General features: G+C 52.2%; 8 protein-coding genes. 4 read left to right on the top strand and 4 right to left on the bottom strand.

What is annotated here, in order from left to right:
* Positions 1–72: 72 nt before the first annotated feature.
* Complete coding sequence (locus ACM615_RS02530; protein WP_431011390.1) at positions 73–1,278, top strand: nicotinamide mononucleotide deamidase-related protein YfaY; 1,206 nt, start codon at positions 73–75, stop codon at positions 1,276–1,278.
* A 617-nt stretch (positions 1,279–1,895) separates the two neighbouring features.
* On the opposite strand, the gene yfaE is transcribed toward ACM615_RS02530, so the two are convergent.
* From yfaE to nrdA, 3 genes are all read right to left on the bottom strand, one after another.
* Positions 1,896–2,156, bottom strand: coding sequence for a class I ribonucleotide reductase maintenance protein YfaE (gene yfaE / locus ACM615_RS02525; RefSeq protein WP_113877058.1), 261 nt, complete (start codon positions 2,154–2,156; stop codon positions 1,896–1,898).
* Positions 2,157–3,287: a class Ia ribonucleoside-diphosphate reductase subunit beta gene (gene nrdB, locus ACM615_RS02520; protein WP_013574613.1), complete on the bottom strand. Its 1,131-nt coding sequence runs from the start codon at positions 3,285–3,287 to the stop codon at positions 2,157–2,159.
* A 72-nt stretch (positions 3,288–3,359) separates the two neighbouring features.
* Complete coding sequence (nrdA, locus tag ACM615_RS02515; RefSeq protein WP_112289500.1) at positions 3,360–5,642, bottom strand: class 1a ribonucleoside-diphosphate reductase subunit alpha; 2,283 nt, start codon at positions 5,640–5,642, stop codon at positions 3,360–3,362.
* Positions 5,643–6,351: 709 nt separating this feature from the next.
* On the opposite strand from nrdA, the gene ACM615_RS02510 reads away from it, so the two are divergent.
* Positions 6,352–10,140: an autotransporter outer membrane beta-barrel domain-containing protein gene (locus ACM615_RS02510; RefSeq protein WP_431011389.1), complete on the top strand. Its 3,789-nt coding sequence runs from the start codon at positions 6,352–6,354 to the stop codon at positions 10,138–10,140.
* A 69-nt stretch (positions 10,141–10,209) separates the two neighbouring features.
* On the opposite strand, the gene ubiG is transcribed toward ACM615_RS02510, so the two are convergent.
* Positions 10,210–10,932: a bifunctional 2-polyprenyl-6-hydroxyphenol methylase/3-demethylubiquinol 3-O-methyltransferase UbiG gene (gene ubiG / locus ACM615_RS02505; RefSeq protein WP_112289498.1), complete on the bottom strand. Its 723-nt coding sequence runs from the start codon at positions 10,930–10,932 to the stop codon at positions 10,210–10,212.
* 259 nt (positions 10,933–11,191) lie between these two features.
* Between ubiG and gyrA the strand changes: the two genes are divergently transcribed.
* Together gyrA and rcsC are read left to right on the top strand one after the other, a co-directional pair.
* Entirely contained in the window at positions 11,192–13,843 is a 2,652-nt protein-coding gene (gyrA, locus tag ACM615_RS02500) for a DNA topoisomerase (ATP-hydrolyzing) subunit A (RefSeq protein ID WP_112289497.1), read from the top strand.
* Positions 13,844–13,985: 142 nt separating this feature from the next.
* Positions 13,986–16,844 carry a two-component system sensor histidine kinase RcsC gene (gene rcsC, locus ACM615_RS02495; RefSeq protein ID WP_431011388.1) on the top strand — a complete coding sequence of 953 codons (2,859 nt, stop codon included), beginning with the start codon at positions 13,986–13,988 and terminating at the stop codon, positions 16,842–16,844.
* Positions 16,845–16,886: the final 42 nt, after the last annotated feature.

The following is a 16,886-nucleotide window of genomic DNA, read 5'->3' as shown; positions in this document are numbered from 1 at the left end:
TGTGCCCCAAAGATTGTTTTTCTGTCTCAGCCTTTCTACAGTGGAATGACAAAAAAACAGAAGGAGAACGGGATGCTTAGGGTTGAGATGCTGAGTACGGGTGATGAAGTGCTGCACGGCCAGATTGTGGATACCAATTCGGCGTGGCTGGCGAATTATCTGTTCGAACAGGGTTTACCGATGACCAGCCGTGAAACCGTGGGCGACAGCCTGGACGCGCTGGTGGCTGTTCTCGAAGAACGCAGCCATATCGCCGATGTGCTGATCGTGAACGGCGGCTTAGGGCCAACGACGGATGATTTAAGCGCGCTGGCTGCGGCGAAAGCCTGCGGCGTTGAGCTGGTTGAAGATGCCGGCTGGATTAAAACCATGCAGGCGTTCTTTAACGAACGTGGCCGCCCGATGGCCGAATCTAATCGCAAACAGGCGCAGATCCCGGCCAATGCTGAGTTGCTGGATAACCCGGTCGGCACTGCCTGCGGCTTCAGCGTCAAGCTCAACCGTTGTCAGATTTTCTTCACCCCGGGCGTGCCTTCTGAATTCAAAGTGATGGTGGAGCAGCAAATCGTTCCGCGTCTGCATAAACAATTTCCGGCGCTGGAAGCCCCGCTGTGTCTGCGTCTCACGACGTTTGGTCGTGGTGAAAGTGATCTTGCGACGGAGCTGGATAAACTCGAACTGCCGGAAGGCGTGGTGATGGGGTACCGTTCATCATCACCGATTATCGAGCTGAAAGTCACTGGTCCGCGCTCGCAGGAAGCAGCCATGCAAAAAGCGTTTGAGCGCGTGCGTGAAGTGGCGGGGGAGAGCACCATTTTCGAAGGACTCGGCAGCCTGCCGGATCGTCTGGCGGAGCGTCTGCTGGCGCAGGATTTACGTCTGGCGGTCAGCGAAAGTTTCACCGGTGGCCTGCTGAACTGGCGTCTGCAAAGCGCCGGCGTTCCGCTGGTCAACGGCGAGTTATTGCCACAGGGCGACGAAGCCTCACCAGAGAAATCCCTCGAATGCCTGCTGGCGCGCGCGCAGAGTCTGGCAGAAACCACCGGCGCACAACTGGCTCTTGCCGTCGGTGCGCTGTCAGGGGATCAACTCAGTCTGGCGCTTCATACGCCATCCGGCACCAGCGGATTAACCATTCGTTATACCGCCACGCGTCACGGTCTGGCTTTACGGCAGGAGACGATGGCAATGGTGGCGATGGATCTTCTCAGGCGTTACCTGAACGGGTGGAAACCGGTGGCGGATTACCCGTGGTTGGATCGGGTCGCTAAGGTTTAGCTTTTACAAAAGCCAGGTCAAGACCTTGGGTTGCCAGCCAAACTGGCCTTAAGATCAAGGTCGTGGGCGTCGGCCCACACCGACTTAGGGGACGGCTTATCGCCGCCGCCCCCCAAGACCCCCGGGCTCTTTCACTGCGCGCTATCGCGGGCACGACGGACATGTTTCTGACGCAATTGTAGGTGGCGCAAAATGTCATCGCTTCGCGATTCCCGAATTTCAGGTTTCGAGCCATAGGTCTCGAACCGTTCATTCGGTGCCATTTTTGAGCACGCCAATCAACTTATTTAAAAGATGAAAAATAGTCTGTCTTTGAATTTAAGATCGTGCGGGCGATTCAGAAATCTTGCTGAACGGAGCGGCTTCGAGACCTATGGCTCGAAGACCGAGAGAAGGTACCGCGCAGCGGCAAGATTTCCAGCCTGTCCCAGTGATACCTGAAACATAGTGTCTGGCGGAGCGCGCAGTGAAAAAGCGGGGGGGTCCAGAGGGCGCGCGCTTACGCGTCCTCTGGTCGGTGTGGGCCGAAGCCCACGACCTTAGGTCAGTTTGGGCGGCGAGCCCAATATCTTGATGTTGAAGGCTAAAAGCTAAAGGCAGGCATGGGCAGCAGCCCATCAAAATGCAATCTCAATATCCCCAACCGGCATGCAACAACACGGCAAAATCTCGCCGTCAGAGATGAACGCTAAAGGTTTCTCACTGTACTCAACGGCACCGTTGATCAGCTTCATCCGGCAAGATCCGCAATAACCTTCGCGACACTGGTATTCGACTTCAACCTGATGATGTTCAAACACTTCCAGCAAATTCCGGTGCTCTGACTTACATGCCAGTTGCTGGCCATTTGCTGAAAGTGTGATGGTTCTGTCCGTCATTTACAGCTCGAAATCACTCAGGTCGTCTGCGTGAACTTCAGAATCGATCTGACCCACGAGATAGGAGCTGACTTCCACTTCCTGCGGCGCAACCTGCACGTTATCAGACACCAGCCAGGCGTTGATCCACGGGATTGGGTTGGAACGGGTTTTGAACGGCGCGTCCAGACCCACAGCCTGCATACGGATGTTGGTGATGTATTCCACGTACTGACACAGAATGTCTTTGTTCAGGCCAATCATCGAACCGTCTTTGAACAGGTATTCCGCCCAGTCTTTTTCCTGCTGTGCCGCGAGCACGAACAGGTCGTGACATTCCTGCTGACATTCCAGCGCGATTTCTGCCATTTCCGGGTCGTCCTGACCTGAACGCAGCAGGTTCAGTGCGTGCTGAGTACCGGTCAGATGCAGGGCTTCGTCACGGGCAATCATCTTGATGATTTTTGCGTTGCCTTCCATCAGTTCACGTTCAGCGAACGCAAATGAACAGGCGAAGCTGACGTAAAAACGGACGGCTTCCAGCGCGTTCACGCTCATCAGACAGATGTAGAGTTTTTTCTTCAGCTCACGCAGGTTTACCACGACCGTTTTGCCGTTGACCTGATGCGTGCCTTCGCCCAGCAGATGGTAGTAGCTGGTCATCTCGATCAGTGTGTCGTAATAACCCGAGATGTCTTTCGCACGCTTGAGGATCTCTTCGTTGGTGACGATATCGTCAAACACAATCGCCGGATCGTTCACGATGTTACGGATAATGTGTGTGTAAGAGCGTGAGTGAATGGTTTCTGAAAACGCCCAGGTTTCGACCCAGGTTTCCAGTTCAGGAATAGAAATCAGGGGTAACAGTGCCACGTTCGGGCTGCGACCCTGAATGGAATCGAGCAGCGTCTGGTATTTCAGATTGCTCAGGAAGATGTGTTTTTCGTGATCCGGCAACGCCTGAAAATCGATACGGTCGCGGGAAACATCAATCTCTTCCGGACGCCAGAAGAAGGACAGCTGCTTTTCGATCAGTTTTTCAAAGATTTCATGCTTCTGCTGGTCGAAACGGGCAACGTTAACCGACTGGCCAAAGAACATTGGCTCAAGAAGCTGATCGTTTTTATTCTGGGAAAAAGTACTGTAAGCCATAACTTCCTCGACATTCTCGGCAAAAACCCCCTGACGGGGGTTTTGAATAATATATTTAGTTAAAACAGATGATTAGATTTTGCAGGCGCCGCTTTCGCAGTCGTCAGCCACGTCGGCTTTCATATCTTCCTGCACATCATCAGCACCGTCGCGGGTGTTCTGATAATACAGCGTTTTGACGCCAAATTTGTAGGCTGTCAGCAAGTCTTTCAACAACTGTTTCATCGGCACTTTACTGTTCGGGAAGCGCGACGGGTCATAGTTGGTGTTGGACGAAATCGCCTGATCGATGAATTTCTGCATCACGCCAACCAGTTGCAGATAGCCGTCGTTGTTCGGCATATCCCACAGCAGTTCGTACTGATCTTTCAGACGCTCATACTCCGGCACGACCTGACGCAGGATCCCGTCTTTCGACGCTTTAATACTGATATGGCCGCGCGGTGGCTCGATACCGTTGGTAGCGTTGGAGATCTGCGAAGAGGTCTCGGACGGCATCAGCGCAGACAGCGTGGAGTTACGCAGGCCGTGCGTTTTGATGCTTTCACGCAGCGTATCCCAGTCCAGATGCAACGGCTCGTTGCAAATCGCATCCAGATCTTTCTTGTAGGTATCCACCGGCATGATGCCCTGTGAATAAGTGGTTTCATTGAACCACTGGCACGCGCCTTGCTCTTTCGCCAGTTCGTTCGACGCTTTCAGCAGGTAATACTGAATGGCTTCAAACGTTTTGTGCGTAAGGTTGTTTGCGCTGCCGTCGGAATAACGCACGCCGTTTTTCGCCAGATAGTAAGCGTAGTTAATCACGCCGATACCCAGAGTACGACGACCCATCGCGCCACGTTTTGCGGCTTTAATCGGGTAATCCTGATAATCGAGCAGGGCGTCGAGGGCACGAACCGCCAGAACCGCCAGTTCTTCCAGATCGTCCAGGCTTTCAATAGCGCCGAGGTTGAAGGCAGACAGCGTACACAGCGCGATTTCGCCGTTTTCGTCGTTAACATCATCCAGCGGTTTGGTTGGCAGCGCGATTTCCAGACACAGGTTGGACTGGCGAACAGGCGCGATAGCCGGATCAAACGGGCTATGCGTGTTGCAGTGGTCAACGTGCTGAATGTAGATACGTCCGGTAGAAGCACGTTCCTGCATCATCAGCGAGAACAGTTCAACCGCTTTCACTTTCTGCTTACGGATGCTGGCGTCCTGCTCGTATTTTTCATACAGACGCTCGAACTCGTCCTGATCGGCAAAGAATGCATCGTACAGGCCAGGCACGTCAGACGGGCTGAACAGGGTGATGTCGCCGCCTTTCACCAGACGCTGATACATCAGTTTGTTGATCTGCACGCCATAGTCCATATGACGGACGCGGTTGCCTTCAACACCACGGTTGTTTTTCAGAACCAGCAGGCTTTCGACTTCCAGATGCCACATCGGGTAGAACAGCGTTGCTGCGCCGCCACGAACGCCACCCTGAGAACAGGATTTCACCGCGGTCTGGAAATGTTTATAGAACGGGATACAACCGGTGTGGAACGCTTCACCGCCACGGATCGGGCTACCCAGCGCACGGATGCGACCGGCGTTGATGCCGATACCGGCACGTTGGGAAACGTATTTCACGATGGCGCTGGAGGTGGCGTTAATGGAATCCAGGCTGTCGCCACATTCGATCAGAACACAAGAACTGAACTGACGGGTTGGGGTGCGCACGCCGGACATAATTGGCGTAGGCAGAGAAATTTTGAAGGTAGAAATCGCGTCGTAGAAACGTTTGATGTAATCCAGACGGGTTTCGCGCGGGTAGCCGGAGAACAGGCAGGCCGCGACCAGAATGTACAGGAACTGTGCGCTTTCGTAGATATCGCCGGTCACGCGGTTCTGTGCCAGATATTTCCCTTCCAGCTGCTTAACCGCCGCGTAGGAGAAATTCATGTCACGCCAGTGGTCAATAAAACTGTCCATCTGCTCGAACTCTTCAGTCGTGTAGTCTTCCAGCAGATGTCTGTCGTATTTACCCATTTCAACCATGCGGGTCACCTGGTCGATCAGTTTTGGTGGTTCGAACTGGCCGTAGGCTTTTTTACGCAGGTGGAAGATAGCCAGACGTGCAGCCAGATATTGATAATCCGGTGCATCTTTAGAGATCAGGTCAGCCGCTGCTTTGATAATGGTTTCGTGAATGTCAGCGGTTTTGATTCCGTCATAGAACTGGATGTGTGAACGAAGTTCTACCTGAGAAACTGATACGTTTTGAAGACCTTCCGCTGCCCAGTCAATGACACGGTGGATTTTATCAAGATTGATGCGTTCTGTGCGGCCATCACGTTTAGTTACAAGCAGACTTTGGTTCATTCGGGGCGATACCTCAAAGGTTTATAAAGGGTCTGACCTGGCCGCGTAAAACACGCGCAGCAGCACAAGAGGTCCCTAGTGTGCTGGTCAGGATATAAACACAATATATTGTGGGTTTGTTATTTTCTGATGACAAGATAGTGACTGAATGGCCCTTTTGCAAGTGAACAAAACGGGCAGATTTGTGGATAAGTTGGGGAGAAATTTTTGAGCCCTGCCTGAAGAGTCCGCCATTGCTGGCGCGACAATCCTGTCAATATCTGAGATACGATTTTCTTATATTTTTAAGAAAGGTGATCGACTGCCGGTTTATTAAACGTTAGAAAAAAACGCTATATTGATCTGGATAACTATTCTAAAAAATCATGTTGTGGCGTCCCCGCGAACCAACGCGTTAAAAACTAACGTTTTAACCCTTTCATGCCCCATTCCTTAACGCAAATCCTGCCCATCAGGCCGAAAAAATGACTTGCAACTGCTGACGATTTGGCGTTACCGCATTGCCGGCAAGGCGCGCCGGGACAACATCAGAACCCTTCATTTATCCACTTTTCTGAAAAATGCACTTTTGAGGAAAATGAGCCGTATTATAAATACATATCATGAATAAATGATGTTGTTTACATATTCTAAATTTATCATTAAGTGGCCTCCCTGCCGCGTGAGTATTAACTTTCCCGCTCTTCATCAGGCGCGGGAATGAATTTGAATGATGTTCAATAAAGTAACGGTGTGTTTATTTTTAGCCTTTAATTTACTGCCATTGGCAGACGTTGTTTTTGCTGAAACGCTGCCGGCTTGTTCGGGTATGCAAATCACCGAAAGCTGTCATGCAAATGCTACCACTCTGGGAAATGAAACACTCAACACCTACACCGTTGCTGACGGGGCTGAAATGCAGTTCTCCGGGCTGACGGTCTCAGACGCATCCGGCGGCGCTGTCCATCTGGACAGTAATACGTCACTGGCGATCATTCCTGAAAACTCTACCGGTTATAGCCTGTTCTCCCAAAATAAAAGCAATGGCAGCGGCGGGGCGATTTATGCCAATGAAAACTCTTCCGTTTATTTAGAAAATACGGATTTTACGGATAATGTTGCCAATGATTATGGCGGCGCCATTTATATGAATGGTTCGAATGACCGTGGTGTGGGTGATCTCACCATTATCAATGGCGTATTTTCAGGCAATATTGCCAGTGAAGGAAAGGGCGGTGCCATCTATTCCCTGAATAATAAACTTCGCCTGACGAATGTTTTATTTGAGGATAATCAGGCGAAAACCAGTGGAAACGGCAACAACGGTAATGGCAGCGGCGGCGCGATCGACGCCACTGATAATACGACGGACTCTAACGGCAACCTGGTAATCACCAACAGCGAATTTACCGGCAATCAGGCAGAGGGTCAGGGCGGCGCGATTTATACTGACAGTGCGTCCACGCCATTCCTCGTCGATATCAATATTGATGAAAATTATGAAGATAACGACGGCGTGGCGTACTACCACGATAATGTTGCGTACAGCTACGGTAATGATGCGGACGCGGCTGGCGGTGGTTTCATGTACCTCGGCCAAAGCGAGGCCGATTTTGATATTGCCAAAGATAAAACGCTGATCATCGGCAACACGGCTAATGAAGGTGCTTATGACTCTATTGCGGGTGAAGGGGCTATTTTCAAACGCGGCGAGGGTGAACTGGTACTGAATGCTGATAACAGTGGCTTTACCGGCATCTTCCAGGTCTTAGAAGGTACGGTCACGCTCGGGCGTGACAACACCTTAATTAACGTGGGCGATACCCATTGCCAGACTGAACCGGATTCCTGTCAGGGCATAATATTAGGCAGTGACACTGCCGCGAATGATACCGCGATCCTCAATGTCGGCAGTACCCAGCAAACCTTCAAAAATACCTTTACCGGCTACGAAAACAGCACGCTGAATATTGATGCTGGCGGTAATGTCATTGTTAACAGCGGCTACATGGCGGGGACAACCACTGGGGCTGGCGACCTGACCGTGGCTGAAAATGGCAGTTTCACCCTGAGCGGCGCGCAGTCCATGGGGCTGGAGGGCGATATTGTGGTGGAGCAAAATGCGGTTCTCAGCCTGCAGGGAGATGCGGATGATTTAGCCCTGTTGCAGGCGGATCCGCAGTCCATTGTGTTAGACGGCGGTGTACTGGATTTATCAGATATGTCGACGTTTAACGGTACAACGAATCAGATAAACGACGGCCTGACGATCACCGGTTCCGGCGGCACGGTGATTGGCAATGCCGATCTGGTTACGCTCGGGGCGGGCACCGGTTATCACATTGGTGACGGTACCTCAGCCGGTGACGGCGTTTATGCGGTGATTAATGCCGGAAACGGACGTGTCACGCTGGCGGATAACAATGCTTATCTGGGCACAACACAAATCGCCTCCGGCACTTTGCAGGTCACCGCTAATTCTCAGCTTGGCGATGAAACGTATAACCGGCAGGTGATTTTCACCGATCCGTCACAGGCCAGTACGCTGGAAGTTGCTGCTCCTGGCGATGCCAGCGGACAGGTCGATACCACATCAGCACAGACCGGTAAGGCGCGGGACATTGAAATGCGGGCCTCAGGGACGATGCAGGTGGACGACGGCGTGACCACGCAATGGGGCGGCTTAACGGCTGACAGCACCGGCGGGCAGGCGGACGTTAACAGCACGTTCACCAAAACCGGTAACGGTACGCTGATACTCAGTGATTCAGGCAGCAGTCATTCCGCTGTGCGTGTCGAACAGGGCAGCTTGCAGGGCGGCGCTGAAAATATTATCGCTGACGCCTCTTCATTGTATGTCGGTGAAAATGCCGCGTTCGTCACCGGCATGGATCAGCAGGTGCGAAGCATCGATACAGATTCCGCTGGTACGGTGTTGATTTCCGATGACACTCAGCTGGTACTGACCCATCAGGACACGGCTTCGGCGCTGGATGCCAGCCTGTTTACCGGCACGGGCGGCACGCTGGTGAATGCCACGTCCGGCATGAGTCTGCAAGGCACGCTGAACACCAATATGTCCCTTGATGCCTTAACCTATCTGGCCGGTGTCACGGTGAATGGCAATCTGGATAACAGCGCAGGAACCGCCAGCATGCAAAACGGCACAGCGGGCGATACGCTGACGGTGAACGGTGATTACACCGGCGGCGGCACCGTGGTGCTGGAAACCGAGCTGAACGGCGATACATCGGCTACCGATCAACTGATCCTCAATGGCAATACCTCAGGAGATACTGCCCTGGCGATTGTGCCGGTCGGCGGTATCGGACAGGCCACGCAGAATGGCATCAAAGTTGTCGATTTTGTTGCCGATCCGCAAAGCTATAACAACGCAGCCGATTTCCATCTGGCGGGCAATCAGCAATATATCAATATGGGCGCCTACGATTATTCGCTGGTGCAGGATAATCAGGACTGGTATCTGCGTTCGCAGGTGGTGACGCCTGATCCGCAACCTGAGCCCGATCCTGATGTCCAGCCACAACCAACACCGCCGCCACAACCTGTGCCAGCCTCTGGCGGGGAAGATTTTTCACCGGTGCTGAACCCTAAAATGGGCGGCTATATGAGCAACCTGCGCATTGCCAATAATGCGTTCAGCATGACAGCACAAGATCACGCCGGTGCGGCAGATGACAACATCAAATTGCGTGTGGTGACTGCGCATGAAAGTTCCACATTCAGCAATCAGATTGACAGCAGCAATGACTCTACCGTCGCGCAGATCAGCACCAATTTCCTGCGCGATAATGTGGGTGACGGCGAAATTCTGGCCGGTATCGTCGGCGGTTACAGTAACAGCCACGGCGACAGCACCAGCACGCTGACCGGGCGAAAATCAGATAATGATATTCAGGGATACGCCGCAGGGCTGACCGCTTCCTGGTATCAGGATGCGCAAGCGCATCAGGGAGCCTATCTCGACAGCTGGCTGCAATATGCCTGGTTTGATAACAGCGTCAGCGAAGACGGCACGGGTGACGATAATTATCACTCTTCCGGTCTTCTGGCCTCGCTGGAAGGCGGTTACCGCTTCACCCTGATGCAGGGAAATCAGTGGAACTGGACCTTGCAACCGCAGGCGCAGGTGATTTATCAGGGGGTGAAGCAGAAAGACTTTACCGCCTCGAATCAGTCGAAAGTGACACAAGAGGGCGATAATAACGTTCAGACGCGCTTAGGATTGCGCAGCGAATGGGATATTCAGACGGCACCGGCGCTGCATCTCAAACCTTTTATCGAAGCGAATTATCGCCATAACAGTGCGGAAACGGCGCTGAATGTCGATGGCGTGAATTTTACCGACAACACCGCAAAAGACAGTGCGGAACTGAGTGCCGGGGTCAGTGGCAATCTGGGCGCAAATACCACGGTCTGGGGCAAAATCGGACAGCAAAAAGGGTCGGATGATTTTTCGCAAACCGAAGGCTCAGTCGGGTTGACTGTCCGCTGGTAAAACGGCTGGAAAGAAAGCATAAAAAAAGGGTGACAGACGGATCTGTCACCCTTTTTTGCTGGCCTTATTTTACAGGGCCTGCGTGTGGATCATGTAGTTCACATCTACATTTGGCCCGAGCTTGAAATGGTCGGTCAGCGGGTTGTAGTGCAGACCCATAATGTGACGCTCAAACAGCGATGTGCGGTCGATCATACCCAGCAATTCAGAAGGCTTGATGAATTTCTTGATGTCGTGCGTGCCCTTAGGCACCATTTTCAGCACATACTCAGCGCCGAAAATCGCCATCAGCCAGGCTTTATTGTTACGGTTGATGGTAGAGAAGAACACATGACCGCCGGGTTTCACCAGACGCGCGCAGGCGGCAACGACAGAAGCCGGATCCGGCACGTGCTCGAGCATTTCCATGCAGGTCACCACATCATATTGCTGCGGATGTGCGTCGGCATGAGATTCTACCGTTTCCTGTACGTAATCCACTTTCACGCCACTTTCCAGCGCATGTAAACGTGCCACCTGTAATGGCTCACCGCCCATGTCCAGACCGGTAACATTCGCACCTGCTACCGCCATGCTTTCACTCAAAATTCCGCCACCACAACCTACATCCAGCACGTTCTTGCCGAACAGGCCATCAGCGCGTTCGAGAATGTAGTTCAGGCGCAGCGGATTGATACGGTGCAGCGGTTTGAATTCGCCTTCCAGATCCCACCAGCGCGAGGCGACGGCTTCAAATTTGGCGATTTCTTCGTGGTCGATGTTTTGCGGTTTTGCAGACGGTGTGGTTGTCATGAGCGTGAGTAACTCCTTATCACTTGATTAGCGAATTATACATATTCCATCTGCTTTGGCTCAGTTTTGTCGTTTTGGTTAATGTTTATACGAAATGAAGCCCTGCGTGCAAAGGTTTGAAACGCGTTGGATAATAGTACGCAAAAGGGGGCGGTTGTTTTCCACGTTTGGCTGGTTTGTGGTATAGTTTTACACCTTTGCGCTATATATGCCTACGTGGGCAGCGGCCATGAATAATCAGTAGAGGGATAGCAGCTCCATGAGCGACCTTGCCAGAGAAATCACACCGATTAACATCGAAGAAGAGCTTAAAAACTCTTATTTGGATTATGCGATGTCCGTTATTGTCGGACGTGCGTTACCAGATGTGCGCGATGGTTTGAAACCGGTGCACCGCCGCGTACTTTTCGCAATGAATGTCCTCGGTAACGACTGGAATAAAGCCTACAAAAAATCGGCCCGTGTGGTCGGTGACGTTATCGGTAAATATCACCCACACGGTGATACCGCGGTTTATGACACCATCGTTCGTATGGCTCAGCCTTTCTCACTTCGCTATATGCTGGTGGACGGGCAGGGTAACTTCGGGTCAGTGGATGGCGACTCCGCAGCTGCCATGCGTTATACCGAAATCCGCATGTCAAAAATTGCTCACGAATTGCTGGCAGACTTAGAAAAAGAAACTGTCGACTTCGTGCCAAACTATGACGGCACCGAACAAATTCCTTCTGTTATGCCTACGCGCATTCCAAACCTGCTGGTTAACGGCTCGTCCGGTATCGCGGTAGGTATGGCGACGAACATTCCGCCGCATAACCTCACTGAGGTTATCAACGGCTGTCTGGCGTACATTGAAGATGAAAACATCAGCATTGAAGGGCTGATGGAACACATCCCGGGACCAGACTTCCCGACAGCGGCCATCATCAACGGTCGCCGTGGTATCGAAGAAGCTTACCGTACCGGCCGTGGCAAGATTTATATCCGTGCCCGTGCTGAAGTGGAAGCTGATGCGAAAACCGGTCGAGAAACTATCATTGTTCACGAGATCCCGTATCAGGTGAACAAAGCCCGTCTGATCGAAAAGATCGCCGAGCTGGTGAAAGAAAAACGCGTTGAAGGTATCAGTGCGCTGCGCGATGAGTCTGACAAAGACGGCATGCGTATCGTCATTGAAATCAAACGTGATGCAGTCGGTGAAGTGGTGCTGAATAACCTGTATTCACTGACGCAACTGCAGACGTCTTTCGGTATCAACATGGTGGCACTGCACCAGGGTCAGCCGAAAATTCTCGGTCTGAAAGAAATCCTGTCTGCGTTCGTTCGTCACCGCCGCGAAGTCGTCACGCGTCGTACCATCTTCGAACTGCGTAAAGCCCGCGACCGTGCTCATATCCTTGAAGCACTGGCCATCGCGCTGGCAAACATCGACCCGATCATTGAATTAATCCGTGCTGCACCGACGCCGGCAGAAGCGAAAGCTGGCCTGGTTGCGCGCTCATGGGATCTGGGCAACGTGTCTGCCATGCTGGCAAGCGCCGGTGATGACGCAGCGCGTCCGGAATGGCTGGAGCCGCAGTTTGGTATTCACGACGGAAAATATTTCCTGACTGAACAACAGGCGCAGGCAATTCTGGATCTGCGCTTGCAGAAACTGACCGGCCTCGAGCACGAAAAACTGCTGGATGAATACAAAGAGCTGCTGGTGCAGATCGCCGAGCTGCTGTTCATCCTGTCCAGCCCTGACCGTCTGATGGAAGTCATTCGTGAAGAACTGGAAGCGATCCGCGATCAGTACAACGATCCGCGTCGTACCGAAATCACTGCCAATACGTCGGACATCAACATCGAAGACCTGATCAATCAGGAAGACGTTGTGGTGACCTTGTCGCATCAGGGCTACGTGAAATATCAGCCTCTGACCGATTACGAAGCGCAGCGTCGCGGCGGTAAAGGCAAGTCAGCAGCACGTATTAAAGAAGAAGACTTCATTGACCGTCTGCTGGTGGCTAATACCCATGACACCATTCTGATGTTCTCAAGTCGCGGACGTCTGTACTGGATGAAAGTCTATCAGTTGCCGGAAGCCAGCCGCGGTGCCCGTGGTCGTCCTATCGTCAACCTGTTACCGCTTGAGCCAAACGAACGTATTACCGCCATTCTGCCAGTACGAGAGTACGAAGAAGGCCGTCATGTGTTCATGGCAACGGCGAGCGGTACCGTGAAGAAAACTGCACTGACCGATTTCAGCCGTCCACGCAGCGCCGGCATCATCGCCATCAACCTCAACGAGGGTGATGAGCTGATTGGTGTTGACCTGACTGACGGTAAAGACGAAGTCATGCTGTTCTCTGCGGCCGGTAAAGTGGTGCGCTTCTCTGAAGCAGCGGTCCGCTCAATGGGTCGTACGGCGACCGGTGTTCGCGGTATCCGTCTGGGCGAAGGCGACAGCGTTGTGTCGCTGATTATTCCACGCGGTGACGGTTGTATTCTGACTGTGACAGAAAACGGCTTCGGTAAACGTACTGAATCCACCGAATACCCAACCAAATCCCGTGCAACGCAGGGCGTTATCTCGATCAAAGTGAGCGAGCGTAACGGACCGGTTGTTGGCGCGATCCAGGTTGATGAAGCGGATCAGATCATGATGATCACCGATGCCGGCACACTGGTGCGTACCCGTGTTTCCGAAGTGAGTACTGTAGGTCGTAACACCCAGGGGGTGACGCTTATCCGTACCGCAGACGATGAGCACGTAGTCGGCCTGCAACGTGTTGCAGAACCGGTAGAAGACGAAGAGCTGGATGGTGTAGCCACCGAAGCGGGCGAACTGGAAGCGGCACAAGCAGCCGATTTGCCAGACGACGCGGAAAGTGAAGACGATCAGCCAGCTGACGACGAAGAAGAATAAGTTTTCTTCTTCAGATGACAAAAGGGCATAACATTGTTATGCCCTTTTTTATAACATCGTATTTTTTAGAAACTGCGACAATAGTGTATTCTGAATTCAAAACCTAACCCGCTCACAGAGCCGTAACATCAATGGTTAATCCTTGAAATATCTTGCTTCGTTTCGAACAACGCTAAAAATATCCCGCTATCTGTTCCGGGTGCTGGCGCTCATGTTGTGGACACTAGGTGTGTTGCTCACCACCTTCTATGTGCTCAATATTTTCCACAACAAAGAATCTGAAATCCGTGATGAAGACAACTTCAATTACGATCTCGCGCAGAGCTACATCAAGAACTCTAATGACGTCATGCACAGTATTAAGTTCATGGCGGAAAAGCGGCTTAGCGATTCAATGAACGGGCTGGATATCATCAATGGCATGATCAGCACCAAAAATGTTCAGCCGACGTATCTTTCCCTTTTCCCAGAGTCCGATTGTTCGCAGATTAATGACAGCTACCGCAACTCCCTGAGTACGCTCGGTAACATGATCCATTACTGGAAAGATAATTTTTCCGATGCGTACGATCTGAACCGGGTGTTCTTCATTGGCGGGGCGAATCTGTGCCTGGTTGATTTTGGTATCAGCAGTGAACCGTTCGAACGTGCCAGTCAGGATCAGCTCAAGTCATTGCATGAAAAAATTCTGCAATACCGCAACGGTAAGAGCCAGGACAAAGAAAACAGCCTGTACTGGGTGTCGCAGGGCAGCAACAAAGATTCCGGTTATCTGTATGTTCTGACGCCGATTTATGTCGGCAATAAGCTGGAAGCATTGATGGGCATTCAGCAAAATCTTCGTATGGAAGATTTGGTTAATCCGAATGCGCAACACACCTCCGTCACGCTGCTGGATGCGGACGATCAGCCGCTGCTCAACATTTCTGAGGATAACCGCGCCACCGCACCCATCGCCAATATCCCTGAAGAAAGTTCATTCTTTGGTTATGTGAATGGTTACAAGGATCTGGTCTATAAAAAGCCGCTGACGCCTTCCTCGCTGAGCGTGGTGTATTCGATGCCGTTTAATACCGTCATCGAGCGTTTTAAAATCCTGATATTCAACGCCGTGTTACTCAACATTTTCTCAGGCCTGCTGCTGTTTATTCTGGCCTGGGTTTTTGAGCGCAAAATGTTCTTACCTGCCGAGGAAAACGCCTTCCGTCTTGAAGAGCATGAGCAGTTCAACCATAAAATCGTGGCCTCGGCACCGGTCGGTATTTCGATTCTGCGTATCAGCGATGGCGTCAATATTCTGAGTAATGAACTGGCGCATAACTACATCAATATGCTGACGCAGGAAGACCGGCAACGCATTACGCGCATCATCTGCGATCAGCAAACGAATTTCGTCGATGTCATCACCAAGAACAATAACAACATCCAGCTCAGCTTCGTGCATTCGCGTTACCGTAATGAAGACGTGGCGATCTGCGTGCTGATCGACGTCAGTTCGCGCGTCAGGATGGAAGAATCGCTGCAGGAAATGGCCAATGCCGCCGAGCAGGCCAGCCAGTCGAAATCGATGTTCCTTGCGACGGTCAGCCATGAATTGCGAACGCCGTTGTACGGCATCATCGGTAACCTGGATTTACTGCAAACGCAGGGGCTGCCGCAGGGCGTTGACCGGCTGGTGACGGCGATGAATAACTCTTCGGCGCTGCTGCTGAAAATTATCAGCGACATTCTCGATTTCTCGAAAATTGAATCCGAGCAGCTAAAAATTGAGCCACAGGAATTCTCCTGCCGTGAAGTGATCACCCATATTGGCGGTAACTATCTGCCGCTGGTGGTGAAAAAGCGTCTGGGGCTGTACTGCTTTATCGAACACAACGTGCCGCTGTCATTTAACGGTGACCCGGTACGTTTGCAGCAGGTTATTTCAAATATTCTCAATAACGCGATTAAATTTACCGATACCGGCTGCATCGTTCTGAATGTCAGAACCTGCGGGAATTACCTCGAATTCCAGGTACGTGATACCGGCGTGGGGATCCCTGAACGTGAGATCACCCGTCTGTTTGACCCGTTCTTCCAGGTCGGTACCGGTGTACAGCGCCACTTCCAGGGGACCGGTCTTGGTCTGGCGATTTGTGAAAAACTGATCAACCTGATGGACGGTGATATCGACGTTGAATCCGAGCCGGGGCTGGGCAGTTCGTTTACGGTGCGAATTCCGCTCTATAACGCCACGTTCCCGTCGGGCGAGCCGCTGGATGACTGGCAGGATAAAACGGTCTGGCTGGATGTGCGTAATGCGTATCTGGAAAGCTACCTGATGCAGCTGATGCGCTACAACGGTGCGAATGTTCAGCGCTGCGAACCGGGGCTGCAAAGTCAGCGTGAAGACGTGTTAATCACCGATACGCCGTTCATCCATAATGGAGAGCTTGCGGCGCAAATCGAGTTTTCTATCGATCATATCGGTCCGCCGGTCGAAACGCGTCCGGGTTACTGGGTTCACAGCACGTCAACGCCGCTGGAAATCACCGCGCTGCTGAATCGTATTTACCGCCTTGAGGCTGAAACGGAAGAGGGCACACCGGCTCTTCCAGAAGCCACGGCGCAGGATTACAGCGATGTGACCTTGCTGGTGGTCGATGACCATCCGATTAACCGTCGTCTGCTTGCTGACCAGCTGGGAACCATGGGGTACATCGTGGTGACGGCGAATGACGGGATGGATGCGCTGGACGCCATGCGTGCGCATGAAATTGATATTGTGCTGAGCGACGTTAACATGCCGCGACTCGATGGTTATGGCCTGACGCAGAAACTGCGCGAACTCGGTCACACGCTGCCGGTGATTGGCGTTACCGCCAATGCGCTGGCCGAACAGCGTCAGCGCTGTCTGGAAGCCGGTATGGATAACTGTTTATCCAAGCCTGTCACACTGGAAACCCTGCGCGATACGCTGCGTTATTACAGCGCGCTGGTTCGCAGAAAGCGCGACAGTTAAAACACCAAAACAAAAGGCACCGCGAAGGTGCCTTTTTCATTT

The organism is Rahnella sp. PAMC25617, assembly GCF_050606005.1.
In the GTDB taxonomy this organism is placed as follows: domain Bacteria; phylum Pseudomonadota; class Gammaproteobacteria; order Enterobacterales; family Enterobacteriaceae; genus Rahnella; species Rahnella variigena.
The sequence above is the reverse complement of the archived record's forward strand: the minus strand, read 5'-3'. Positions and strand labels throughout refer to the sequence as shown.

What these genes read in the sequence shown, in the direction of transcription:
- ACM615_RS02530 (WP_431011390.1), top strand. Translation starts at nt 73, where the DNA reads ATGCTTAGGGTTGAGATGCTGAGTACGGGTGATGAAGTGCTGCACGGC.
- yfaE (WP_113877058.1), bottom strand. Translation starts at nt 2,156, where the DNA reads ATGACGGACAGAACCATCACACTTTCAGCAAATGGCCAGCAACTGGCA.
- nrdB (WP_013574613.1), bottom strand. Translation starts at nt 3,287, where the DNA reads ATGGCTTACAGTACTTTTTCCCAGAATAAAAACGATCAGCTTCTTGAG.
- nrdA (WP_112289500.1), bottom strand. Translation starts at nt 5,642, where the DNA reads ATGAACCAAAGTCTGCTTGTAACTAAACGTGATGGCCGCACAGAACGC.
- ACM615_RS02510 (WP_431011389.1), top strand. Translation starts at nt 6,352, where the DNA reads ATGATGTTCAATAAAGTAACGGTGTGTTTATTTTTAGCCTTTAATTTA.
- ubiG (WP_112289498.1), bottom strand. Translation starts at nt 10,932, where the DNA reads ATGACAACCACACCGTCTGCAAAACCGCAAAACATCGACCACGAAGAA.
- gyrA (WP_112289497.1), top strand. Translation starts at nt 11,192, where the DNA reads ATGAGCGACCTTGCCAGAGAAATCACACCGATTAACATCGAAGAAGAG.